Below are 26,232 nucleotides of genomic sequence, written 5' to 3'. Positions count from 1 at the left end.
CCTTTGTAGCAGAGGAGATGTGTTTTCATCCACTTGTTTTACTGTATCCACTGACCTTTCTCATTTACCGCATATCCATCTGGTGTCGTGGTGTTGGTGAACAGTTTTCCTCTGGTGCCATCGGAAACTGGATTAAAATAATACCAGAATTCATCTATGTACTGCCAACCAGTAAGCATCTTTCCCCTGGTTCCATCGGATGCTGTTTTAAGGTAATAGGTATTTCCATCTTTATCTGTCTGCCAGCCTGTTATCATGAATCCGTCCTGATTAAACCGGAACCAAGAAGCTTTTTCCTGCTCTCCAACTGCATATGGGTTACTGATATAGGCCCATTCGTTGGTATACGTCCGGTTTGATGCAAAGATCCACTTTCCATTTGCCATTTGGGTCCAAGTTCCGGTTATCGCACCGGCTGGTGCTGCCGGTCCTTTTGTATTTCCAGCGGTAGTCACTCCCACGGAATGGAACCCACCACCACCTGAAGATCCGCCACCGCCTCCAGATGAACTTCTGAATGTGGTTTGATCTACCACCTTAAAATTAATCATTACGGGAATGGGGTCTGCCATGCTCCCGTCTCTTGTCTTGGCAAAGACCGTTGTGGTTACGCTTTTCGTGTATGGGTATGTTCCCATTGCTTCCTGAATCCAGCTAGAGAGAATCTCCTGATTTTCATTTAAAACAACTGGAGTAATCATTCCTTCCTGATCTATGGTAAGGACAGAAGGATCCGAGACATTCCATAGAACACTTTTTTTATCTTGGTTACTGGAATAGAGGGAAGCATTCAATTTCTTGCTTTCAAGTCCACCCCATGTAAGAACGGGGCTATTTTTTCTGCCCGTCTTAGTAAGTATCAGTTCAAACTTTTCGCTTTCCCGGTCTGCTTCCAGGCATTCCGCATGAAAGGCAAGGGATACGATACAGGAAGCCGCCTTTTTTCCATCTTTTGTTATGGCTGTGATTTCCACGCTCTTTTCCGCTTGATAGGGTGCTTTTGAAAGTGCATCCTTTATCCATAGTGCACCATCTATAGGAATGACGTTTCCTTCCTGGTCAACCGTTACTGCTTCTGGATCTGAAGAAATCCAGGTAATGCTACGGTCATAAGGTTTATGTTGTTCTGTTTCTTCTATAATAGGTAGCACTTTAGCTGTTAACTTTTTTGTCTCAAATCCTGTCTTTTTAACCGTTTGAGAATGAATGTCTCCAGTCTTTTGATGGCTAAGATGATAGGAAAGAGCTTCTTTATCTAAAGTAATTCCTTCTGGTACCACTCTTGTCTGATCATTGGTAATAAAATTGACTGCCACTTCACAAGAGACTGTTGCATGATTACCAAGCTTATCCGTTCCATTAACTGTAATAGTTGATTTACGGCTGCCACTTCCTGATATTTTTGCATACTTATCATTTCTTTTTCTTCCATCATCAGTAGCTATGATATCCCGTATCCACTTTGCATCCTTTAAACCTGACACCAATGCTTCCCGGTAAGCCTCTGCATCCTGGGATACAGATACAACCGCTGGATCAGAGCTTGTCCAGGTTACATCCTTTCTTGAAAAGAAATCTGGCGTAAAGGCAGCTGTTAATGACTGGGGAGCCGTAACGGTTATTGTTTCTGTTGAATTTGTCCGATCTCCTGTTAAAGTTCGAATCACGGTATAATCAAGTGTCTGCTTATTAAGTGTTGCCCCCTCTGCGCCGACCAGTGTATTGTCTATCATCTGGAATGTCACATTAATCTTGCAGTTTGCTGTACAGGGTTTCCCCTCAAAGGAAGAGGAAGGTCTCGTCTGTGCTGTTAAAACTGCTACACCACCATTTTGATGCCCTGCACCATAAATCGTGTTTGGTATCTTAAATTGATAATTCTCTTCTGCCTGTTTTTTCTCTGCCTCTTCTATGATTTCTGTAAAGAAAGAAGCTCCAAGATTTAGTGAAAGACTAGCGGACTTAGCTGTATATCCGTCAGTTTCTTCATCACTATTTTTAGCAAGGCCGATCAGCTGAGGATCATCTATGCTCCACTTCACCCGATTATCGGCCACATCGTTATTCGCATCTATAATTGCTCCAATATTCACCTCCTGCACTTGCGTTCCTTTTTCAAGTGTTCCATTTATGTAACGGGCAATGAGTTTTCCCTCTCTATTTCGAATTTCTGTTGTCTTAACAGGATTTTTACGGTTTCCAGATCTTATCTGTGTCACTGTAAAATTATAAGTTTCCGGATTAACATTAATGGAGACAGCTACTTTTTTATAGTCTGCTGATACGGTTACATTTTCCGATGGCATGGAAAACGTATAAGCATGGCTTCCATCGGAGTAAGTAGTATCTCTTTTGTTTCCTGTTCCATTTGTATAGTAAGGGAATCCTTCCATCTGGTATTTTTCCAAATCCGTATTCTTTGGAGCGGTTGTTACGCTGACCGTACTCCCAGCTGCTATGGCTCCTCGTTGTTCCCTATTAAGTGTCTTAGCGTACTGGGAACTTCCCCTTACTTCCAATGAAGCTATATCATAATAGTTTTGTCCATTGGCCACTGTGTCGATCTGGTTTACCGAAAGTAGATATCCCCGAACTGGACGACCCAGTGCGTTGGGAGCAAAATGATTAAGCGTATAATCTCCTGATTCTTCGTCAATGATACTTAAAATTCCGTCCTCTAACGCTTCATAAAAGTAACGGTCTGTTACGGTTTTTGTGGTTCCCCCCTGCACCAGAGTGTAGAAAAGATCTCCCGAATGCCAGTATCCCACATGAGCCTCATAGGTGTAATCATTGTCGTCACTGATTTCTGATCCACATACGTTTGCGCTGATTTTACTTGCTGTATCTGCAAACAGATAGGAAACATCTTCCACGTAGTTAAAATTTGTAGCAGCTCCCTGTCTGGTTCCGATAAAAGTTCCTTCCCTTGCCATGGATCCAAGCTGGGAATTTCCTATGGTCCCCTCAAATCGTGCCACCTTTAACTTTCCGGTTGCATATCTTCCGGTGATTCCTCCAATGGCGGTAGAATCATATCCCCCAATGGTTCCATTTACATGGGTATTAAAGAGATCCGTTGCATTTTGGAACCCTACAATACCTCCAACGTAACCCGTACCTTGAATTCTTGCAGTTGTTCCAGTCCCTGTAGAAACCTCACAGTCTATAATGTAGGAATCAGAAGCATTTCCTGCAATACCACCGACATAGATTACGTCTGTTCCATCTGTAGCATCAATCATCACCTTTTCACAAGTGGCATTTTCAATGACACTTCCTCTAATCTCTCCCGCAATTCCTCCAGAAACTCCTGTTGAACTGATGTAAGCATTTTTTATAGTTACATCATGAAGCTTAGAATCTTCTGCGTATCCTACTAAGATTCCTGTTCTATCATTTCCTTTTATCTCACTGCTATCTGGAATGATTGTTACATCATGAATCGTAGCATCTTTTACCGAACCAAAAAGTCCTACGTTGTTATAACTAGCAAAGGCTTTAAGCTTTAAGTTCTTGATGGTATATCCATTTCCATCAAAGTGGCCGCTAAATGGACTAGATACTTCTCCTGCGTTTTCCGTTGAATCCCGGTAAAAACCAATGGGAATCCAATCTATACCCTGTAAATCAATGTTCCTGCCAAGGGCAAAATAGCAATCGGAATAATCTCCTGCATAATCAACCCCCTCAGCATCTTGAACCGTCATACCCATCGCTACCAGTTCAGAAAGTCCCATAAGCTGTTCTTTATTCTTTATCATGAATGGTTTTTCTTCAGTTCCTTCTCCATTGCTCCCATCTAGGAATTCAAAACTTGTTTTTCCTGACCAGGAATCCCATATATCACCAATAGAACTTGTTGTTGTCGTTTTGGCCATCAATTGGGGAAGGATTGCTTCCGAAGCCGTTGCTTGTTGTACTGTTTTTAGCACCCACGGAATGGTTTTCTCTGTTTGCAGTTTATCCTCATGCTCTGCTTCGGATGCCGTAGCTGTTTTTGATTCATCTATTTCCACAATCTCTGTAATATCTGCATCCACCTCTGGTTCCCGGTCTGCTTCGGAAGCCGTGGCCGTCTTTCTGTCCCGTCTTTCATCCGCTTTTGCTCCGGAATCCGCACGTACCGTAACCGGCGGTGTTATTGCGATCACCAGGGAGGCACACAATGCGTATGCCATCCCTTTCCTGAATCGTTTTTTCATTCTTCCTCCTTACTTTCTGATCCATACTCCATTTTCATCAACCCGATATCCATCGGGTGTTTTCTCATTCTGATACATAGATCCGTATGGTTTTCCCGGCATCTTTGGTTCATACGCCCAGCCAGTGTCATTGGTTCCATAATAGGTTTGAGCTTCATTTTGTTTGGTAAAGTAGTACCACTTATGATCAATGCACTGCCAGCCAGTCAACATTTGAGTTGTTTTTGGATCAAAGAAATACTTCTTGTCATCCATGGTTTCATGATTCCAACCAATCAATGCTGCTCCAAATTTGTCTCCTGTCTCCTTATTAAGCTTATACCAGGTCTTTTGTCCATCTAGGTACCAGTCATAGTTTAATTTCCCTCTGGAACCCACATGATACCAGTCTTCTCCGTCACCAACCCACTCATTGCTTGCAATGGATCCATCTGATTTTTTATAGGTAACATCATAAGGGTTGTCTGGATCTACTTGGAAGGTTCCTCCCGTATCTGGGGCTGTCAGTTTTTCTTTACTGTCTATGATTGTTTCAATAGGACTTGTTACAATTTCTCTCTCACTGCTCTTTTCGGATTTTTCAGTGGGTTTTGGTGGCTCCGGCTCTGGATCGGTTGGTTCTGGCTTTGTCGGTTCTGGCTTTGTCGGTTCTGGCTTTGTTGGTTCTGGCTTTGTCGGTTCTGGATTTGTCGGCTCTGTGTCAATCTGCTTATAATCATCGGCTGTTCCCGGTTTTCCATCTGGACCATTGTTCCAAGTCTCATCTTCATTCGTTCCCCAGCTTCCATCGGTTCCTGGACGAGTATAGGTTCCGTCTCCATTGTCGATGTAATAACCGGTTCCTCCGGGAATTATATGAATCTGTTTATCATCGGCAGTTCCCGGTTTCCCATCGGCTCCATACCACCAGTGTTCGGTTCCATTTTCCCAACTTCCACCAGTTCCTGATCTGGTATAGGTTCCGTCTCCATTGTCGATGTAGTAACCGGTTCCTCCGGGAATTATATGAATCTGTCTATCTTCGGTAGTTCCCGGCTTTCCATCTGTACCATACCACCAGTATTCGGTTCCATTTTCCCAACTTCCACCAGTTCCTGATCTGGTATAGGTTCCATTTCCATTGTCGATGTAGTAACCGGATCCTCCGGGAATTATATGAATCTGTCTATCTTCGGCAGTTCCCAGTTTCCCATCGGCTCCATACCACCAGTATTCGGTGCCGTTTTCCCAGCTTCCTCCGGTTCCCGGACGAATATAGGTTCCGTCTCCATTGTCGATGTAGTAACCGGATCCTCCGGGCAATCCATAAATCTGTCTGTCATCGGTAGTTCCCGGTTTCCCATCGGCTCCATACCACCAGTATTCGGTACCGCTTGCCCAGTTTCCACTGGCTCCTGGTCGAATATACATTCCATTGCCACTGTCGATGTAATAGATCGGGGTTCCACTGCTTCCATGCCCACCGTTATAAATTCGGATATCATCATCCGTTCCGGGAATTCCATCTGTACCATTCCACCAGTGTTCTATTCCGCTGATCCAATTTTCTGAATCTGTACGGTAATGGGTTCCATTTCCATTGTCTGCATAAGAGCCTGTACCATTTGAAAAGGTTAATATTTGTTTATCATCGGAATTCCGAGAAATTCCATCCAGTCCTTTCCACCAGAGTTCATCATCCACGGTATTCCATTTTCCATCTGCCCCAGGTCTTCGATAGGTTCCATTTCCATTATCAATGATTCCAATGACCCAATGACCATAATAGGTCTGATCTCCCAGTGCAGCCAGTGTGGTTTCCTTTACTTGGTTTCCCCCGTCTAATTCGGTAAACCATCCAAGGAACAGATATCCGGTTTCATTTAGATGTGGCAGCACACCAACTGGAAGCGCATAGGTCACAGTCTTATCTTGCGGATTTTCTACCGTTTCTGACTCCGGTAGATTTCTATTGAAATGGATCGTATACTGGTTTGCTATCCATCTGGCCTTATATTCCCTATCACCTGCTTCTATCCAACTTCCAGCCGTTGCCTCGTCCCCGTTCTCTTTAAACCAACCAACAAACGTGTATCCTGATTTTTCCGGAGTCGGCAGCGTTCCAAACTGGGAAGGATATTCCTGATTCATTTCTGTCACAACTGGTGTTCCATCTGTATCATTGGAAACAAACCGTATCTTATAATGATTTGCTTTCCACCCTGCATGATAGGTATATCCTTCTGCTCCTGAATCTGGCTGAAAGATAGATTGAGGATTGATCTTCTTATTATCTCCATCATACCAGCCGATAAAGGTATACCCCTTTTCTTCCGGTTCTGGAAGCGTGTGAAACACCTCATCATAAACCTGATTGACGGGAAAGGTTTGTACCGATTCCCCTTCTGGCTGTTCCACTTTTGAAAGGAAACGAACCGGATAGGCCACCGATAACCAGTTTCCGTAATAAATCATATCTTTGGGATCTACCAAAGAATGCTCTGTTATTTTTGTCCCGGATCCGTTCTTTCCAGTCCACCAGCCGTTAAATTTCCAGCCATAAATCTCAGGGGCCGGCAGAGTTCCAAGTTCTGTATCAAAGGTATGCTCTTCCTTAAACTCACCTCCCACCCATTTCTTATGATTGGGATCAAAAGTTATTTTGTATGTATTGGGAGACCAATGAGCAAACACATTTACATCAATGGAGGGCATCTGGTTTCCGCTGTAGGCATAACCGGTTCCTCCTAAAGCACTGGTGTACCAGCCATCAAAATGATATCCAGGTCGATTTATCAAATCCCTACCATCTTTCAGTACTTGATCAAAGGATTGGTCAAAGGAAACGACCACCTCTTTTGTTGAGTTTCCCTCCAGGGTTCCGCCATTTCCATCTAAGGTCAACAAATATCCATTAATGGAATACTGGGCTGTAATATCTGTATGATCCTGAATGTTGGTTAAAGGCTTGTCCCAGCCAGTAAACGTATATCCAGGTCGCTCTGGAATCTCCGGCAATGTCGCATCCGCTCCGATTGAAACCTCTTGCCTCTCTAAGACGGTTCCATTCCAATCTTTAAAGGTAACCTCGCTAGAACTTCTTTCCCAATGCGCATATAATGTTAAATCATTACTTGGCATCCTTAATGAATCTTCTATTTTTAATCCATTTTTTTTGTCGCTATACCAACCTAAAAATTTAAAATTATTCTTTTTTAATTCATGTTCAGACTCGTCTAAATATTTTTTTAATGTTTCCCCCTTATCAACAGAATAGGTTTTTTCATTGTTGCCATTAAAATTCCCTGAATTGGCATCTAACTTTAATTTAAAATTATTTTTTTCATATTGTGCAGTAACTACAGTATCTGTTAATAAATTACTTAAATTTCCTAAATCCTTATCCCACCCTATAAATGTATATTTGTTTCTAACCGGATCATCTGGAAATGATATGTCTTCACCAAAATTTACAGGCTCTTGCATTATTATGCTTCCATCAAAATCTTTAAAGGTTATTATGCTTGTTTCTTTTGCACATTTCATATAAAACATTAGTCTCACAAAACCTGTTGTTTCATCATGAGGATCATGAGGATAAAGGGGTAAAGACAAATCAATTGGTTGTGTTCTTTTTTCATCATAATAAAAACCATAAACTTTTTTGCCAGATGGAACCTTATTCATTAATATTTGCAATATTCTATCAGATAGTACTTCACCATACTTTTGATATGGTGCGCCTCCAACACCTGATGTTATCCAATCACTTCCGTCTTCATAAACTGGATAAGAGAGATCTATGGCTATATTTTTTATTTTTTTCCTTAAATATAAATCTGTTACATGTTTTGTAGGAAACCAACTTCCCTTAATGGCTTTTTCAAAAATCACGGCTCCTAACATTGAATCAGGCTCATCTGACCAATAACCATCATAACGTCCAGGAACAAAAAGGTCATTAGAGTTTAATTTCGGTAGATAATATTTTGCTAAGGTTGCTGAGTCAGCAGTAGATTTTGCTTTAATCTCAGAAGGCAAATTTGTTTCATCTATACCATAGCCATAATGAAGTTTATATGTTACATCAAAATCACCCCATTTTGCATATAAACTTAATGGTGTTTCACCCATAATTTGATCTGGAGTTACTGGATTTCCAGTACAGTATTCATTTAGATACCACCCCTTTAGTTCTAACCCTTTTCCCACTGGGTATAAATCTGGAAATTCACCAATTTGATCTCCATAATATATATTTTTTGTATTATAAGAATAAGGACTCTTATCACCTTGAGGGTAGTTTCTATAAAATGTTACATTGTTTCCTACTTTATGCCATCTCGCATATAGTGTTTTATCCTCTGTTATTTTTGAATTATAGCGATACCTTAAACCAGTGCCTTCTGGATTTTCAAACCACCCCCAGAAGTCATACCCTGTTCTTTTAAGATTTTGCTCTAGTTCATCGAAATTTAAATATTTATTTAAATACTCCCCAGGTTCTACATCTTTTTCATATACATTCTGCTTATAGATTGTTCCTCCGTTTGCATCAAGAGTTAATTTCACAGTATTTTCTGCAGCTAACATCATTGTTTTCATTTGCAATATTGGTCTTATATTTCCACTTAAATCTGCATAATACCACCCATTAAAGGAATCTCGTTCATTTTGTATTTGACCGTAATAAAAATATCCCAAATCCGTTTTTTGAATTACTGACCATATGGAATAATTGCTTTCATCCCAGTTCATAAAGGTGTGGAAATCTTTTTTAAATTTGGTAATCGTATCCGTGTCTCCAAATATCTTATTGGATAAATCCTCCCAATCTGACGTTTCAGGCTTCACACTTTCATAAATATAAGGAGCCAAGTCATAGTATTCGTCATCCGGATTGATGAAATCTGATAGAATCGTAACCGTTCCCGTCTGATCCGTTTCGTACCACACAGGAAACTCTGCTTCCCCTTTAATAAAACCATAATCCCGGTATTGTACAGCCCCATATCGATCCTCAAACTTCCAGAACTTTTTTCCCGCTTTTGTCACCTGGGAGTAGTACTCCGGGATATCTTCATCCTCAGGATCTATTTTTACTAAAGTAAAATTTTTATCCGCATTGGAAGGGGTTGCTTCTGATGGCGTTGCCTTAGTTGCTTCCGATGGCGTTGTCTTAGTTGCTTCAAGCCTAGTTGCTGTCGATGGGGTTGCTCTGGAATCCGTATCTTCTATGATCTTCCTTGAAATTCCAGTAAAAGGTTGTGCATTAACTGGTGGCAAGTAACCAATATTTGTGGTCATTAGTGCCACGGTGAGACATAGGCTCACAATTCTCCCTAATCTTTTTTTCATATTCCTCTCTCCATAAAAGTGCATGATTTCTTTATTTTATCTGTGTACTTTGGTAATTGATCAACCACTCCATTTGTTCCTCGTCCTCCTGCGTCTTTGGTCTGGAATTCAGAGATGCGATGCAGCCGATTCCGACAAATAACAAAATAACAATCGCTGCACAGAGAAAAGCAAACAATAAATATAATAGTGAAATCATGACTCTTCCCTCCTTTCTTTCTTATCTACTGCCACTGCAATCCCATATTTGGGGTAAATCATTTTCGTTTCGAAACTGCCAAAGTGTCTTGTCGGTATTTTTAATATCTTTGTGATTGTCAATAAAACCAGTTTAATCATTAAAAAACAACATAAGAAAATGATCATTAAGTCAGGAGTGACATTTGGCTGAAATTTAATCATGATATAGGCCAAAAAGAAGCCACCTATAAGTTCAATGATTGAATTTATCTTTATTACCCCGGCATTTCCCAATAACAAATACATAAAACGTAAAATTAAATAAGCAGAAAAGATAGGCATCACGATTTGAGAAAATGCTCCACTTTGTATTACCTCTTTCAGAGTTTCTTGTGGAATTCCCCCCATATATTGATCATCAATAACACTAAATAATCTATTTCTTAATAGCCTTAAATTAAGTTTTACCATCGTCCTCTCCTATCCCTGTGGAACCGCCATGACTGGCCGAATTCCTATACTGGTTTCCCTTACATCAACTGGCTTTATATTCCCGTCTACCAGACTGACCGAATAAATCCCTTTTCCATACTGGAACTTATCCCTCCCGTTATCCTGTGGCGTCCTAAGATAATATCCCTTTGAATAAGCAGATATTTGGGATTCCGAATTGTTTTCCTCACTTCCATTGAACTTCCAGAGATAATCCCGGTACTTATTGGCTTCCTCCACAGAGAGAAGAAAAACCTTATCTTCCATGGACTGATACAAACGGTCAAATCCCATTAAACTGCTATCTAAAAACTGTTCATAGGTGCCTTTCTTTGTTGCTCCGATGTAAGACTTTGTAATTCCTATGTATGTATCCTGGGCAAACCGCCGATCAAGAGCATGTTCCTTCAACCATTCCCTTACATTTGAGTATTTATAATTATTTATTTCTCCAAAACTCCGTTTACTTCCTGTTCCGTCAATATCCGATCGAATCACGCTATCACACAAAAATAACGCTGTCTGCTTGTTATTTCCTAGTGCATCCTCAAAATCATCATCAATGCACCGAAACAGATAAATTTTATCTCCTATGGTTCTAGCCTGTACATCACCGATGTTATAGTGCGTATCACCTGCCTGACTTGTTGCTGGCAATATAATCGTTTCTTCCTTGCCGCAATTTCTACATCTGACTATTTCATAACCGTCCTCTGTACTTGTAGGCTCTACTCTTTCTATTACTTCATAATCATGATTACAGGTTTCCTCATCATAAATCTTCTCAAATCCCACTCGCATAACGGTATAGGTTTTACCATCTATTATGAATTCATCCATAATCAAATTTGATACATTTGTTACATCATCAAACGTCTGACCTATAATCACCGAGTTTGGTATATAACCCTTTGCAACGAGATAGAGCTCCTTTCGATCCGAACCTTTAGCCATAGAAACTAAGTTTAAAATCCTTTCGTTACTTCCTTCCCTGCTATCTGTTATAATCTGCGAATCGGTTGGTTTCCTTCCCGTAATTTCAAAATCCCATGAACTTATAGTCTCTAACCATTTGCTTAACTTATCCTTTGATTCCTGATCAGGATCATCTTTCGTGGGTATCTTGTTTCCTTTTTCAAATTCAATATAATACTTTTGTGTTCCAGATCCATATACCTCAGTCGTCCATGGACTAGGAAGTGTAGAGTAATAATAGTATCCATCTGCACCTGCGATAGTATCAGGATAATCAATCACAAGTTCCAAACCTTCCTCCGTCTTTCCATGTTGAGATTTCAATATTTGATTCCTATGATCGTCCTCTTCTACAAAATAGACCTTCCATGAAACCTTTTTCTTCGCTTGTGAAGGTGTCGCTTCTGAGGGCGTAGCACAGTCACTATCCATTTTTAGATAAATCGTAATTGTCATTCCATTTTTTGAGAGAAGAAAACTTTCCTTCTGATTTTTACATATCTTGTAACCCTCAGTATTTGGATTATCAATTATAATTTCTGTATTTTTAGTTTCTTTTCCAGTCACAATCTGGAGAACGGTTTTATTCGCAGCATTCAGATATCTAATGGTGTAGCTATACTCTTCCACTTTACTACCTGAATTCTTATCTGCTGATTGTGCATCGGATGGAGTGGACACATCCACTTTTGTATTATCCCGATTTTTGGATTCATTACTTTTATGACCGGATCTATGTCTGCTACTATGTCTTGATCCACCGCCTCCACCAGAACCTCCCAAAAAAAATTTATTTACTGACCTTATTGTTGTTGTTATTGTCTGTATCCCTTTACCATCTGTGTACTGTACTTTACCGTCTTTATCTGACCATGCCCCAGAGCTGTTAACCTGAAACCCATCTGGAGTCATGGTATCTGAATACATTGCACCTTCCGGGTAATGAGAATCAAGGATTCCTGCCAGGTAATAGCAGTGCCCATCAATCCATTGCCACCCGGTAAGCATTTTTCCTTTTGTCCCATCGGATATGGGATTGAAAAAATACCATCTGTTGTTAATTAATTTCCAACCAGTAACCATGTATCCTGTTTGGTCAAAATAGTACCAAGATCCTTCAATTTCCTTCCAAGTGTTTTTTTCATACACCCAATTTTCTTCATAAAACCAATTCATATCTTTTTGTATCCATGCCCCATAACCGGAGAATGGAATACTGGATGCGGTTAGTACTGCACCCAATAACACAATAAATTTGACCTTTCTTATTTTGTATATAAATATCACTCCTTACTTATATATTTTTCTCATTGATCCTATTTATAATGGAATCAAAAAAAGTATTTCAATTAGGTTTAATGGAATTTTATTGTGGCAATTGACGCCAGAATATTTAGATTTAAATTTTGACATGCGAAAAGAATAAAATAAAACATTGTTTCTAGGTTGGATTGATAGATTAGAATAAATGATAGAATTCGAAAACCGCTAGATTATTAATAAGATAGAAATGGTGAGTTAATTAGAGAAAAAATTGTGTTAGTTGAGATGGTATGTTGAATAAATCCGACAAATAGAGATGTATTGAGAAACCCCATAAACTTACAGGTAAAGATAAATAAAAGATGGAAGCAATATCATTCTATCAAATGTTTCTGAAATAGTAAAGTCCCAATTGATGTTTAAATACAACTTAAGCCCGCCGCCCATACGAGCGGCATGTCTTAGACCTGTACAATCGACTAAGCATTACTTCATTAGCCGCAAATAAAATTTTTCTGTTTTTTCTGGTGAATTTCCATTAAAGATAACAACCCGATCTGAAAAAGTAACAAAAATATAGGGAGCAGTGTTCCGATGTACATATACTGAGCAGTTACTATATCCCTGCACATTAAAACTACCTACATAAAATTTATCACTATCTCCACCTTTCCGTTTGCTCATTTTAGGTAGATGTTCCACCTTCTTAATTTCCTGTACATCATCCATTGAAAAAGAGTCCCTGTACATAGGTGCATTTATATAAGCAATATTATCTTTCACTTCTAATTCCACAGAACCAAAGTCCAGTGGCATTAAAAATTTAGATAAAGCTATAACTGCTATTACACTTGCAACAAGTATAACATTAATAAAAATATTAATAAACTTCCCAGATCTTGATGCCATATTAATCGTTGTTCCAAAACCAACGCGCTTTTCAACCCAAACACGTTTGTCATTTGGATTATTATAGCTTCCCGTCTTCCAGTATTGATCTTCATCTGTATACACCTCACTAGAAGCAAATAGGAACAGATTATTGCGTTTGTCTCTTACTTTAAAATAAGCAGATAAAATAGGCGCAAAGGTCAAACAAGTGGATATACCAAGAAGGGCAAACATTATAAATAAATGAAGAAAATGATATCGAGCTAAGAAAAACATAAGCGTATAAAGTATACTTCCAATGTACGCTTGCAAAATCCAGCATTTTGACCATTGATATTTATATATTTGATTCAGGGCTAAATTTATTTCCGTTTTTTCTGAGTATGTGACAGTCCGTTCTTTTGTTACTAGCCGGTAGGCAAAGTATCCTACACCTACGCATGCAATTGAACAAATAGGATATATCCAAGAAAAATAATGATACTCATTTTCCAATAATAATAACACTACGGGTATTATAGAAATAACAAAAGCGAAGATAAACCAAAACTTTGAGAGGACCATTTTGCCTTTTAATCTACTTACCTCTGTATCAATGCTAATAATATTTTTTTCTCCGACAAACCATCCTTTTTTTCTTTTCAACAAATATAATTTATTAAAATACTTTTTTTAATTATACTGTTTATATAGAATATCAAGCAGCACCAAAATAAAATATATAATGTGCTAATCGAAACATATTTTGAAAAAATTAGAAGTGGAAGAATAAGTATAAAAAATATCACGCCTACTAAAATATAAGTTCTATGGTAATCTTGAATAATTTTCAGTACTTCTTTATTTTTAAGTTCTGAATAGGGGAGTGAGGCTCCAAGAAGAATATTACCATTAGCTTTTTCCGCAGTATTGTTTGTTAACATTAGTGCAAATAAAATCACTATTGTGACAAATATATTAATAATTATAGAAATCATATACTTTCACCTGCCATTTGTATAATATTCAATCCATCAAACAATTCTTCACATGTTTTTAAAAAGTATTCTTTTTTTATTCCTTTTATCGATGATTCAGTAATGAGTAAAGCTAGCTCACTTTCAATTTTCTCTGTAAAGTCACCTGTTAAAAGTGCTGTCGGTTTAATTTTGGCTCCATGACGACGGTCAATTTCAATGTATCCTTCATTTTTAAGGATGGTATAAGCTTTTGTCACCGTCATCATATTTATACAAATGTCTTCTGCCATTTGCCGAACAGTAGGTAGCCCTTGTCCAATTTTCAAATCTCCCCGTCCTATTCCCATAACTATTTGATTACGCAATTGCACATAGATAGGTGTTGAACTTGCAGTGTTAAGCTTAACTAACATTCTTATCCTCCATTCATTCATTAAGCATTATTTGTATTATTTATATTAATACAAATAATGCTTAAAGTCAAGTGGCTGTATGCAGTTAGGTCATACAACCTCAATCGATCAGCAACTCATCCACAGTAACAAACGTATAGCCTTCCTTGGAAAGAATATCAATTGCTTCAAGTGCTGCCTCCACAGAAGTCGGAAACACATCATGAAGTAATATAATATCTCCTGGTTCCGCATGCTTTAGGATGTATCGAACTACTTTTTGGGTGTTTTGTGTTTTCCAATCCAACGTATCTACATCCCACAAGACAACAGACATGTTGGTGGTACATTGCAGTTCATCGTTCCAAGATCCAAATGGGGGACGCAGATACTGAGGTCTCACTCCAGTGATTGCCTCAATCTGCTTATTATTTTCTTCTATTTGCTCACAGGCGCTTAACACAGACTCTTTATTCAGCTGAACATGACTATATCCGTGATTTCCAATCAAATGTCCATCTTCCTGCATTTGTTTTACAATTGCTTCTTTTCCTACTACATTCTCACCCAGAAGGAAAAAAGTCACATGAACTCCTCTTTCACGAAGTCCATCGAGAAGCTTTGGTGTATAGTTCGAATGAGGTCCATCATCAAACGTCAATGCGATTTGCTTATTTCCAGAAAACTGTTCCTTGACCTTTTCCTTTGATTCAGCCTCTGCATCAACCGGAAGAAATAATGTATCTCTTGTTTTATGATACGAATCCTTCATAGCACCCACCAAAAAAATGTCTAATACAAGAACAGCCAGTAAACAAGCTGCCTTCCATCTCATCTTCATATAACACAAGACCGGCTTTCTGCCTTTATTAATCAATCTATGGAATAAGAACCAAAAATAAAACCTAATTTTCCAGATTTCTCTATTCTTTTCTTCTAAACTAGGCTATGATTAAGATATAATAAAAAGTACACCAAACGTCTTCTGTAAATTTCCAAAAAAGAAAGGAGTGGTCCCATATGGAGCACAAAATTATTACCATAGGACGCCAATTTGGCAGTGGAGGTCACGACATTGCAGAGAAATTATCCCAAGAACTTGGAATTCCTATGTACGACAGAATTTTAGTCAATAAGACCGCCATCAAATTAGGGCTCACTGAGGGCACTGTTGAAGAGGTAGATGAATCGATCTACAATACATTTCGCTCTGCCTATCGGTACAATGGGCTAGCCCCACACCATGTATCCCTAAACGATTGCACCTTTCAGGCCCAGAAAGAAATCATTCAAAACCTTGCAAAGAAAGGTCCCTGCATCATCGTAGGCAGATGTGCCGACTACATACTCCGGGATTATTCCCAAATCATTCACATATTTATATGCGCCTCCAAAAATGACCGGATTCATCGTATTATGGAACGCTATGGAATATCAAAAAAAGAAGCAGAGCTATGTATCAAGCGCACCGATAATCGAAGAAGACATTACTATGAAACCTATACCGACCATAAGTGGGGAAGCATCGAGACCTATCAGCTTCTTTTAAACATCAGCAATCTTGGTATCCCCCCCACCCTCAACTTAATCAAACACATCTACACAGACTCCCTACTTCTTACATGCAGCACTACTCCCTAAATACTTATTATTTATTGCACAAATTTTACAAATAAAAAAGAGCTGCCCTTCCATCTTGAATGGGGACAGCTCTTAAAGGTTCGCTTATAAATTGATGCTTTCGCGATCAATTAAGCCATACAAACATTAACTGCCTGCAGACCACGGTTTCCTTCTGTTGTTTCATAAGTCACTTTCTGGCCTTCTTCCAGTGTCTTATAACCATCAGACATAATTCCGGAAAAATGTACGAATACTTCTTCGCCAGTAGCGTCATTCACGATGAAACCATATCCCTTAGCACCATTAAACCATTTTACTGTACCGTTGTTCATAACGTGTACCTCCTATTAAAAAAATAAATAATTTGATATATCGCCTGAAACAAAAATTCACATATTTTTGTAAATCATCATCCGAAAATAATGACTTACAAAAATATGTGAAATCATAACTCCATACGATATTACACGTTAATTTTAACCCGAAAATCATAAAATGTCAAGACTAATCTATGATTTCCCAATACTAGGATGTTTGCAACTATAGTGGGACATGATTTTAACCAAAAGAAAAATAGAAAATTTTCCTACCATGAAAAACAGGGTCTGTCCCTATTCTTAGGATCAGACCCTGTTCTATAAAGGCTTAAATTACTTTAAAGTAGCTTTTGCGCCTTCTGCTTCTAAAGAAGCCTTAATCTGCTCAGCTTCTTCCTTAGTAGCGCCAGCTTTTACTACCTTAGGAGCACCATCAACTACTTCTTTTGCTTCTTTTAAGCCTAAGCCAGTAGCTTCACGTACAACTTTGATAACTTTAACTTTGTTAGGACCTACTTCAGTTAATTCTACGTCAAATTCAGTTTTCTCTTCAGCTGCTGCTGCAGGACCTGCTCCAGCCATTACAACGCCTGCTGCTGCGGATACCCCAAATTCTTCTTCACAAGCCTTTACTAAATCATTTAATTCTAAAACAGATAATTCTTTAATCGCTTCAATAAACTCAGCTGTTGTTAACTTTGCCATGATAATATACCTCCGTAATTAGTATGTTTTATTTTTTAATAAAAGTTCGGTTCGCCTTTGGCTCATCGAACAGCCAATTTTCTACACACAAGCGGCCAGCCGCTTGTTTTCAATGAGAAAATTATGCTTCTGTTGCTTCTTGACCCTGTCCGTCTGCAATTTGCTTGAGAACACGGGCAAAATTTGTGATTGGTGACTGGATGCTTCCCAGTAACTTTCCAAGAAGAACTTCTCTGGAAGGAATGCTGGAGATCTGCTCCATACCTATCGCATCGTAATAAACACCTTCAACAACGCCGCCCTTAACTTCTAAAGCGGGAGCTGTCTTTGCAAACTCAGCCAAAATTCTAGCTGGAGCGGTTGCATCTGTCTTGGATACAGCAAGTGCTGTAGGTCCTTCCAGATTTGGGTCTAATGCTTCAAATGCTGTACCCTTAGCTGCAAAACGGATCATGGTATTCTTGTATACTTTGTAGGAAACACCAGCCTCTCTTAATTTCTTACGAAGCTCTGTATCCTCAGCAACGGTGATTCCACGGTAATCTACAACTACCGCTGTCTCAGCGCCGTCAAGTAATTCTTTAATCTCGCTTACAACTGGTTGCTTTAATTCAACTTTTGCCATTATGGTTTACCTCCTGTTTAGTCTAAGTCCTGGAACTAGTCCAAAACCCGCTCGTATAAACCGCAAAGAAAAAACCTCCCCGCCCAAAGGACAGAGAGGTCTACAAATTCATTTGAATAAAATGATTCTTGTACAATCCTCGGCAGGTGGTAACACCTTATGCCTAACGGCACCTGCTGTCTTCGGCAGTCAATACTAGCGTAGTATAACATTATATATCATTCATGTCAACCACAAAACAAAATTAGTTCATTAACTTTGCTACGTTCAGCTTAACGCCAGGTCCCATGGTGGATGTCAGAGTTACGCTCTTTAAGTAAGCACCTTTAAGTGAACTTGGTTTTGCTTTGGAGATTGCATCAACAAGCGTCTGGAAGTTGTCCGCTAACTGTTCTTCTGTAAAAGAAGCTTTTCCTACTGGCACGTGGATAATGTTTGTCTTATCAAGTCTGTACTCAACCTTACCAGCTTTGATATCGTTGATTGCTTTTGTTACGTCCATAGTAACAGTACCAGCTTTGGGGTTAGGCATTAAACCTTTCGGTCCCAGGACACGTCCTAAACGACCTACTACACCCATCATATCTGGAGTAGCAACAACCACATCAAAATCCAACCATCCTTCGTTCTGGATCTTCGGAATTAATTCCTCTGCTCCAATGAAATCTGCTCCTGCAGCCTGTGCTTCGTCAGCCTTAGGCCCCTTAGCAAAAACTAAGATACGAACAGTCTTACCGGTACCATGAGGAAGTACTACGGCACCACGGATCTGCTGGTCAGCGTGACGTCCGTCACAACCGGTTCTGATATGAGCTTCTATTGTTTCATCAAATTTAGCACTTGCATTCTTCTTAACCAAAGAAATTGCAACTGGTGAATCGTAGAGAACAGCACGATCTACTGTCTTAGCTGCCTCTGCGTATCTTTTTCCTCTTTTCATTCTAAATAACCTCCTAGTGGTATTGTCGGGGATTTTCCCTCCCACGTTTTTAAAGCTTCGCCAACCGAGAAGAAAGTCTGATTCGCCTAATGGCTCTTCAAACAGCTTAAGTTTTAAGCTCTGCTGGCACTTTGCCTGTCTTCGTTAAGAAACTTAATCCTCAACTGTGATACCCATACTTCTTGCAGTACCTGCAACCATGCTCATAGCAGTTTCTACAGATGCAGCATTTAAGTCAGGCATCTTCAATTCAGCAATTTTTTGTAATTCAGCTTTAGAAATAGCAGCTACCTTTGTCTTATTCGGAACTGCAGAACCAGATTTTAACTTGCAGGCCTTCTTCAATAATACAGCAGCTGGTGGAGTCTTGGTAATAAAGCTAAAGCTTCTGTCAGCATAAACAGTGATAACAACCGGAATAATTAAATCTCCCTGGTCTGCTGTTCTTGCGTTAAATTCCTTTGTAAACTGAACAATGTTTACACCATGCTGTCCGAGTGCCGGACCTACAGGAGGAGCTGGTGTAGCTTTTCCCGCTGGAATCTGCAATTTAATATATCCCGTTACTTTCTTTGCCATAATTAGGCACCTCCTAAATAAATGTGGTATTGTCGGGGATTTCCCTCCCACGAGCCTATACATTGGTATAAGCCGCTTTTACTTGTTACATCAATTTCACTTCGTTGAAATTCAGTTCCACCGGTGTTTCCCGGCCAAACATCTCAACATAAATGGTGATGGTTTTCTTTCCTCCGTTGATGGACTTGATGGCACCAACGGTATCTTTCCATGCACCGGAAGTTACCACAACGGTATCTCCCTCTTCGAAGCCAATAATAACTTCTTCGTTCTTGAACCCAAGTTTCTCCATCTCTTCTTCTGTCAGAGGAACCGGTTTTGATCCAGGACCTACAAAGCCTGTCACGCCGCGGGTATTACGCACTACATACCATGTGTCATCATTCATAACCATGTGAATCAGTACGTAGCCGGGGAACATCTTTTTATCGGCCTTTTTCTCCACGCCATTTTTCATTTCAATGACGGTTTCTAACGGAACCGATACTTCCAGAATCTGGTCCTGTAAGTTTCTGTTTTCAATTGTTTTCTCAATGTCGACTTTTACTTTGTTCTCATAACCTGAATAGGTATGGACTACATACCACTGTGCTTCTGACATAAACTCACCTTAACCCTTACGAATTATAAGATAAAACTGAGACCAAACTTGATGATCAGATCAAGAATCGCAATAATCAGTCCTAAAGCTATCGATGCCGACATAACAGCAATCGTCTGTTTCGTTACGGTTTCTTTGTCAGGCCAAACGATTTTTACAAACTCAGCTTTTAAGCCTGAAAAAAAGCTTTTCTTCTGAGCACCCTCGTTGTTCACTGTATCTCCCATAATTTCACGTCCTTTACAAACTAATTACTTTGTTTCCTTGTGCATTGTATGGCTCTTGCAGAATCTACAATATTTCTTAGTTTCCATTCTGTCCGGATGAGTCTTCTTATCCTTGGTCATGTTATAATTACGCTGTTTACATTCTGTACATGCCAGTGTGATTTTTGTGCGCACGACTTCCACCTCCACTTAAATTTTCGTTATTGTGTTTTCAGCCTTCATTTCATGCTGCAAACATTTTTGAGCATAAAAAAAAGACCTAAGCTCTTCCATTCGCCCAATCACTATAACATATAGGGCAGGATTCGTCAATCTTTTTTTGTATAAGCCGAATAATTTGTAATATTCAGACATTGTACCACAAAAAGCAAAAAAAAGCAAGAAACAATTTTTTTCTTCTTGCTTTCAAAACTATTTTTCTGACCGAGTTGTTTCAACGATCAGAAAAAACAGTTCCATTGTTCCTTTAATTTTCCAGTTCAGCCAGATATCGTCTTAGCGCATTCTCCCAGGGAGGCAGACAACGAAATCCATTCTCAATCAGCTTATTTCTATTCATTCTGCTATTCATAGGCCGTTTTGCTTTTACTGGAAATTGATCAGATCCCACCGGCTCCACACTTACAGACATACCTGCCTGTTTAAAGATTTCACAGGCGAAATCATACCAGCTGCAATATCCCTCATTCGTCGCATGATACCGTCCATACCGGTCTGTTCCAATCATATCCACCAAAAGCCTTGCCAGGTCATACGTATAGGTAGGAGAACCAAATTGGTCCGCCACCACCGTTAACTTATCCCTGGTATTACCAAGATTTAGCATAGTCTTAATAAAATTTTTTCCATTTTTCCCAAACACCCAGGCAATCCGAACGATAAAATATTTCTTTATGTTTTCTTCTACCGCCAGCTCACCCTCATATTTTGTCTGTCCGTAAACATTAAGAGGTTCCCTTTTATCATCCGGTTCCCAGGGACGAGTTCCTTCCCCATTAAATACATAATCCGTACTGATGTACATCATCTTAATATCCAGATCCCGGCACACCTTTGCAATGTATTCGGTTCCTTTTGCATTCACGTTTCGACACACTTGTTCATTCTCTTCCGCCGCATCCACTGCCGTATAGGCCGCACAATGAATGACTGCTTCCGGTGCATGTTCCCGAATCACTCGGTTTACACTTTCTGGGTCCGTAATGTCCATCTCTTCAATGTCCACCCCCACCGCTTCATGCCCGCGTTTGTTCAATTCATTTACTACATCAAATCCCAGCTGACCTTTTACGCCAGTAACAAATACTTTCATAATAACCTCACTTCATCATCATGGATTATAAACGGGCTCCATACATACGTTCAAAATAATTTTGGTATTCCCCGTTCACAATATGCTTCCACCAATCCTCATGATCCAAATACCACTGAACGGTCTGACGAATGCCAGTATCAAAGTTATACTTCGGTTTCCAGCCAAGTTCTGTCTCCAGTTTTTTCGGATCAATGGCATAACGTCTATCATGACCTGGGCGGTCCGTAACGTATTTAATCAGACTTTCCGGTTTCTTTAATTCCTTTAATATCGTTTTCACAACTTCTAAATTGGTGCGCTCGTTGTGTCCACCTACATTATAGACTTCTCCCACTTTTCCTTTATGGATAATTAAGTCTATGGCCTCACAGTGATCCGAAACATGAAGCCAGTCTCTTACATTCTCCCCATTTCCGTACACCGGAAGTTCTTCATCTGCCAGTGCACGACTGATCATAAGAGGAATCAATTTCTCCGGGAAATGATAAGGTCCATAATTATTAGAACATCTAGAAAGCGTCACAGGTAACCCAAACGTTCTGTGATACGCTAATACAAACAGGTCCGCACTTGCTTTCGACGACGAATAGGGACTCGATGTGTGAAGTGGTGTTTCTTCCGTAAAAAAGAGATCCGGTCGGTCAAGAGGCAGGTCTCCGTACACCTCGTCAGTGGACACTTGATGGAACCGCTTAATTCCATACGTACGACAAGCATCTAAAAGAGTCGTCGTTCCCATAACATTTGTTCTTACAAATGCTTCCGGATCGGTAATGGATCGATCCACATGACTTTCTGCTGCGAAATTGACGATTACGTCTGGCTTCTCTTTTTCAAATAATTCAAATATAAACGTGCGATCTGCAATATCTCCCTTTATAAAACGGTAATTAGGCTTCTCTTCTACCGACTTTAAAGTCTCTAAGTTTCCTGCATATGTTAGTAAATCTAAATTGATAATTTGATCATCTGGATATTTGTTTACCATATGATGAATAAAGTTCCCTCCGATAAAACCGGCACCGCCTGTTACGATAATTTTCATTGTATTCCCTCCTGATCCTTTATTTTTTCATTATCGATCTATATATTTTCCCGCTAAAACATCCATTAAATACTGTCCATATTGGTTTTTCTTTAAAGGTTCAATGCTGTCAATTAGCTGATCCTTGGTAATCCAATGGTTTAAATATGCAATTTCTTCCAGACAAGCCACCTTTCTATGCTGGTGGGTTTCCATGGTTCGTACAAAGTTAGTTGCATCAACCAATGATTCATGGGTTCCTGTGTCAAGCCAAGTAAATCCCTGCCCTAGCAGTTCCACATTTAAGTTTCCAGCCTCCAGATAGATACGGTTCAAATCCGTAATTTCCAGTTCTCCTCTTGGAGACGGGTCCAGATTTTTTGCATATTCCACCACTTTATTGTCATAAAAATACAAACCCGTCACGCAATAATTACTCTTGGGGTTTTCAGGTTTTTCTTCGATGGAAATTGCTTTTCCGTCAGAATCAAATTCTACAATGCCAAACCGCTCAGGATCGTCTACATAGTAACCAAAAATTGTAGCGCCGTCTTTTTTATTCGCAGCATTCATGAGTCGCTTGTTCAGTCCATGTCCTGCAAAAATATTATCTCCTAATATCATAGCGACACTATCGCCACCGATAAATTCCTCCCCAATGATAAATGCCTGAGCAAGCCCATCTGGAGATGGCTGCACTGCATAGGATAACTGGATTCCAAACTGGCCCCCATCTCCTAAAAGAGCTTCAAATCTGGGTGTATCATCCGGTGTGGATATAATTAAAATTTCTCGAATCCCTGCATTCATAAGCACAGAAAGAGGGTAATAAATCATAGGTTTGTCATAAATTGGCAATAACTGTTTGGATGTCACCATAGTCAATGGATACAGCCTGGTGCCGGAGCCTCCGGCAAGAATAATTCCCTTCATTTTGTTTCCTCCTATTCAATCTTACTCCTATCATAAAGGGTGACGTAAGGTAATGGTCAAGTGTTTTTCTCTTACTTTTTCCTTATTTTGTACAAAGAAATGCGCCTGCCTGCTTGGTAATATGGATGGTTCCCCTCTTTTTCATCTTTTTTTCAAGGAATTCACGAAATTCTTCATACCGATCGCTTAGATATTCCTGTTGATTTCCATGGCAAGACAAAATATACTCCATAAGAGCACCCGCATCTGTGACCTCCAAGCTGTCCTGATATTCCTCTTTTTTCACCGAACTAAAATGCCGTGCTAAAATCTCTTCTCCATTCTCAAGACCAAATACATCATATAGATTCACTTCGGATAACGTAATCCTAGAGTCAAATTCTCGAACAAGTTGACCAATTTCCTTCATATGCTCGCATCCATAAGTACTACAACAAAAAATCCCTCCCGGCGTCAAAACCCGATAAATCTGTGTTAAAACTCCAGACAAATCAGACAAATAAAACAGTACATGATGAGCAACTGCTATATCAAAACTTCCTTCTGGTTTTAAAATCTGCCTACAGTCAAGTACTTCAAACGATAAATTACCCAACAGACCATTTAAATTATCCTCTGCATCCCGAACCATTCCTTTCGAAACATCAGTCAGACAAATGTTGGCGTCCCTAGGGATTTTATCCTCATTGCTGCGCCATAATTCTCCGTTTCCACACCCCAGCTCAAGAACCCGTTTCCCAGCAATGGGTTCCATACGCTCATACAGCCAGCGAAACCAGCCCTGCTTATTCATTGTATACCTTTTATGAAGTCCAATCCGAATGCTTACATTGGCCGCATCCTTGTATTGTTCCACCAGTGTTTTTTCCATATTCGTGATATGAATCAGATGCAGGATTTTACTCCAGTCTACGCTCTTATCATCCATTACTAAACGGGATGTCTCTGTAAGCGTCTGTTCCACCAGTTTAAGATGTTCAATTTTCTTTCGGATCAGATTCAACTGTAGTTTTATGGATTCTCCTACATAATCCTTGTCATTATCATTGATGGTGATGGATCGGATTTCATCAAGAGAAAAGCCGAGATATTTTAAGGATAAGATCTTCTGGAGTTTCGCAAAATCTGAATCCGTATAGAGACGATATCCACCACTGCTCATTCCCGCCGGTTTTAAAAGCCCCTGTTTGTCATAATACCGAATCGTACGAATGGACACATTGGCCTTCTTTGCAAACTGACCTGATGTGTAAAATTGGCTCATTGCCTTGCCCCCTCTCTATAAATCTTATACTATAAGCATTATAGAGGGTGACGTATGGTCACTGTCAAGTAAAATTGCAAACAACAAGCAAAACACCTCAGCGTAACATATAAAATCTTATGTTACGCTGAGGTGTTTTGCTATATTAATGGAACGTATGAACCCCTAACAAGATATCTGCAATCCGTTTACTGGCAAATCCATCCCCATAAGGATTGCTGGCTTTACTCATTTTATCATAGGTACTTTCGTCATTTAGCAGCTTCTTTATCGAATGATAGATTGTTTCCTCTTCTGTCCCCACAAGCCAAAGGGTTCCTGCTGCAACTCCTTCTGGACGTTCCGTCGTATCACGCATGACCAGTACTGGTTTTCCTAGAGTCGGGGCCTCTTCCTGTATTCCTCCACTGTCTGTTAAAACCAGATACGCTCTCGCAAGAAAATTATGAAAATCCAATACATCCAAAGGCTCAATCAGGCGGATCCTATCCTCATCTTTAAATACATTGTCAGCCAAATTTCTTACAAGAGGATTTAAGTGTATGGGATAAATCACCTTAACATCCGGATATTCTTTTATAATTCTTTTAATGGCACAAAACATCTGCCTCATTGGTTCACCCAGATTCTCTCTTCTGTGTGCTGTCAGCAAAATCAGCCGACTGTCTGATGCCCATTCCAGCTGCTCATGGCTATAATCCTCCCTGACTGTGGTTTTTAATGCATCAATAGCCGTATTACCAGTAACGTACAATGTCGATGGATTCTTTCCTTCTTTTATCAGATTTTGTTTCGCTGCTTCCGTAGGCGCAAAATGATGTGTAGCGACTATACTGACCGCCTGTCTGTTAAACTCTTCCGGATAGGGGGAAGATAGATCATAAGTCCTTAAACCAGCCTCCACATGACCTACGGGTATCTGTAAATAAAAACAGGCCAAAGCAGATGCAAACGTCGTGGTTGTATCACCATGAACCAATACAAGATCCGGCTTTTCTATTTCCAGTATACGCCTGATTTTATCCAATATATTCGTTGTGATCTCAAACAATGTCTGTTTTTCCTTCATAATGGAAAGGTCAAAATCCGGAACTACACAAAACGCCTCCAGTACCTGATGAAGCATTGTACGGTGCTGACCGGTGACGCAGACACTGATACGAACTCCCGTTCTGCTTTTCAGTTCATTAATAAGAGGACACATCTTAATCGCTTCTGGCCTGGTTCCGAATATAAGCATAATATGTTTCATACCACACCTCCTCGTATAATAAGTTTGTAAGCAAAAAATATTGCTTTCAGACTTATTCTTTTTTATAAGTATAGTGGTAAGGACATCTCTGAGGATTCCCCCTCTTCCAATTCCCATCTATACAGTCAATCGT

At 39.7% G+C, this 26,232-nt stretch carries 22 protein-coding genes and 1 other annotated feature; of the genes, 1 reads left to right on the top strand and 21 read right to left on the bottom strand.

Annotated features, from left to right (window positions below):
* Positions 1–38: 38 nt before the first annotated feature.
* The 8 genes from EFT72_RS16620 to EFT72_RS16590 form a co-directional block, all read right to left on the bottom strand.
* Entirely contained in the window at positions 39–4,205 is a 4,167-nt protein-coding gene (locus EFT72_RS16620; protein WP_124068039.1) for a hypothetical protein, read from the bottom strand.
* A 9-nt stretch (positions 4,206–4,214) separates the two neighbouring features.
* Positions 4,215–9,542 carry an InlB B-repeat-containing protein gene (locus EFT72_RS16615; protein WP_164473199.1) on the bottom strand — a complete coding sequence of 1,776 codons (5,328 nt, stop codon included), beginning with the start codon at positions 9,540–9,542 and terminating at the stop codon, positions 4,215–4,217.
* Between the two features lie 31 nt (positions 9,543–9,573).
* Positions 9,574–9,741 (bottom strand): hypothetical protein, encoded by a 168-nt coding sequence (locus EFT72_RS19360; RefSeq protein WP_164473198.1) that lies wholly within the window; start codon positions 9,739–9,741, stop codon positions 9,574–9,576.
* The gene (locus EFT72_RS16610; protein WP_124068037.1) at positions 9,738–10,193 is read right to left on the bottom strand and encodes a hypothetical protein; all 456 of its coding nucleotides are present in this window, start codon (positions 10,191–10,193) and stop codon (positions 9,738–9,740) included. Before EFT72_RS16610 ends, EFT72_RS19360 begins: the two co-directional genes overlap by 4 nt.
* 9 nt (positions 10,194–10,202) lie before the next feature.
* Positions 10,203–12,437 (bottom strand): DUF6273 domain-containing protein, encoded by a 2,235-nt coding sequence (locus EFT72_RS16605; RefSeq protein WP_124068036.1) that lies wholly within the window; start codon positions 12,435–12,437, stop codon positions 10,203–10,205.
* Positions 12,438–12,938: 501 nt separating this feature from the next.
* Positions 12,939–13,988 (bottom strand): DUF5808 domain-containing protein, encoded by a 1,050-nt coding sequence (locus EFT72_RS16600; protein WP_124068035.1) that lies wholly within the window; start codon positions 13,986–13,988, stop codon positions 12,939–12,941.
* Between the two features lie 328 nt (positions 13,989–14,316).
* Positions 14,317–14,715, bottom strand: coding sequence for a GntR family transcriptional regulator (locus EFT72_RS16595; protein ID WP_124068034.1), 399 nt, complete (start codon positions 14,713–14,715; stop codon positions 14,317–14,319).
* A gap of 100 nt (positions 14,716–14,815) precedes the next feature.
* Positions 14,816–15,535, bottom strand: coding sequence for a polysaccharide deacetylase family protein (locus EFT72_RS16590; protein ID WP_124068033.1), 720 nt, complete (start codon positions 15,533–15,535; stop codon positions 14,816–14,818).
* A gap of 179 nt (positions 15,536–15,714) precedes the next feature.
* On the opposite strand from EFT72_RS16590, the gene EFT72_RS16585 reads away from it, so the two are divergent.
* Positions 15,715–16,335, top strand: coding sequence for a cytidylate kinase-like family protein (locus tag EFT72_RS16585; RefSeq protein ID WP_124068032.1), 621 nt, complete (start codon positions 15,715–15,717; stop codon positions 16,333–16,335).
* A 110-nt stretch (positions 16,336–16,445) separates the two neighbouring features.
* Here the strand turns inward: EFT72_RS16585 and EFT72_RS16580 are convergent, their stop codons facing one another.
* From EFT72_RS16580 to wecB, 13 genes are all read right to left on the bottom strand, one after another.
* Complete coding sequence (locus tag EFT72_RS16580) at positions 16,446–16,649, bottom strand: cold shock domain-containing protein (protein ID WP_024838270.1); 204 nt, start codon at positions 16,647–16,649, stop codon at positions 16,446–16,448.
* Between the two features lie 318 nt (positions 16,650–16,967).
* Complete coding sequence (gene rplL / locus EFT72_RS16575; protein WP_124068031.1) at positions 16,968–17,339, bottom strand: 50S ribosomal protein L7/L12; 372 nt, start codon at positions 17,337–17,339, stop codon at positions 16,968–16,970.
* Positions 17,340–17,460: 121 nt separating this feature from the next.
* Positions 17,461–17,964 carry a 50S ribosomal protein L10 gene (gene rplJ, locus EFT72_RS16570; protein ID WP_124068030.1) on the bottom strand — a complete coding sequence of 168 codons (504 nt, stop codon included), beginning with the start codon at positions 17,962–17,964 and terminating at the stop codon, positions 17,461–17,463.
* Between the two features lie 58 nt (positions 17,965–18,022).
* Positions 18,023–18,168 (bottom strand) — a sequence feature (ribosomal protein L10 leader region).
* 40 nt (positions 18,169–18,208) lie between these two features.
* Entirely contained in the window at positions 18,209–18,904 is a 696-nt protein-coding gene (gene rplA / locus EFT72_RS16565) for a 50S ribosomal protein L1 (protein WP_124068029.1), read from the bottom strand.
* A gap of 153 nt (positions 18,905–19,057) precedes the next feature.
* Positions 19,058–19,483 carry a 50S ribosomal protein L11 gene (rplK, locus tag EFT72_RS16560; RefSeq protein ID WP_124068028.1) on the bottom strand — a complete coding sequence of 142 codons (426 nt, stop codon included), beginning with the start codon at positions 19,481–19,483 and terminating at the stop codon, positions 19,058–19,060.
* An 85-nt stretch (positions 19,484–19,568) separates the two neighbouring features.
* Positions 19,569–20,084, bottom strand: a complete 516-nt coding sequence (nusG, locus tag EFT72_RS16555; protein ID WP_124068027.1) for a transcription termination/antitermination protein NusG — start codon at positions 20,082–20,084, stop codon at positions 19,569–19,571.
* A gap of 23 nt (positions 20,085–20,107) precedes the next feature.
* Positions 20,108–20,311 (bottom strand): preprotein translocase subunit SecE, encoded by a 204-nt coding sequence (gene secE / locus EFT72_RS16550; RefSeq protein ID WP_124068026.1) that lies wholly within the window; start codon positions 20,309–20,311, stop codon positions 20,108–20,110.
* Positions 20,312–20,335: 24 nt separating this feature from the next.
* The gene (gene rpmG / locus EFT72_RS16545; RefSeq protein ID WP_013271142.1) at positions 20,336–20,485 is read right to left on the bottom strand and encodes a 50S ribosomal protein L33; all 150 of its coding nucleotides are present in this window, start codon (positions 20,483–20,485) and stop codon (positions 20,336–20,338) included.
* Between the two features lie 292 nt (positions 20,486–20,777).
* Positions 20,778–21,623 carry a dTDP-4-dehydrorhamnose reductase gene (rfbD, locus tag EFT72_RS16540; RefSeq protein ID WP_124068025.1) on the bottom strand — a complete coding sequence of 282 codons (846 nt, stop codon included), beginning with the start codon at positions 21,621–21,623 and terminating at the stop codon, positions 20,778–20,780.
* Positions 21,624–21,648: 25 nt separating this feature from the next.
* Entirely contained in the window at positions 21,649–22,671 is a 1,023-nt protein-coding gene (gene rfbB / locus EFT72_RS16535; protein ID WP_124068024.1) for a dTDP-glucose 4,6-dehydratase, read from the bottom strand.
* A gap of 30 nt (positions 22,672–22,701) precedes the next feature.
* Positions 22,702–23,583 (bottom strand): glucose-1-phosphate thymidylyltransferase RfbA, encoded by an 882-nt coding sequence (gene rfbA, locus EFT72_RS16530; RefSeq protein ID WP_124068023.1) that lies wholly within the window; start codon positions 23,581–23,583, stop codon positions 22,702–22,704.
* A gap of 82 nt (positions 23,584–23,665) precedes the next feature.
* Positions 23,666–24,847, bottom strand: coding sequence for a methyltransferase domain-containing protein (locus EFT72_RS16525; protein WP_124068022.1), 1,182 nt, complete (start codon positions 24,845–24,847; stop codon positions 23,666–23,668).
* Between the two features lie 145 nt (positions 24,848–24,992).
* Entirely contained in the window at positions 24,993–26,099 is a 1,107-nt protein-coding gene (gene wecB / locus EFT72_RS16520; protein WP_124068021.1) for a UDP-N-acetylglucosamine 2-epimerase (non-hydrolyzing), read from the bottom strand.
* Between the last annotated feature and the right edge of the window lie 133 nt (positions 26,100–26,232).

Origin of the sequence: Clostridium sp. E02, assembly GCF_003833015.1 — a bacterium.
Taxonomy (GTDB): Bacteria; Bacillota; Clostridia; order Lachnospirales; family Lachnospiraceae; genus Lacrimispora.
Note: the sequence above shows the minus strand (reverse complement) of the source record. Positions and strands in the feature narration are given on the sequence as shown.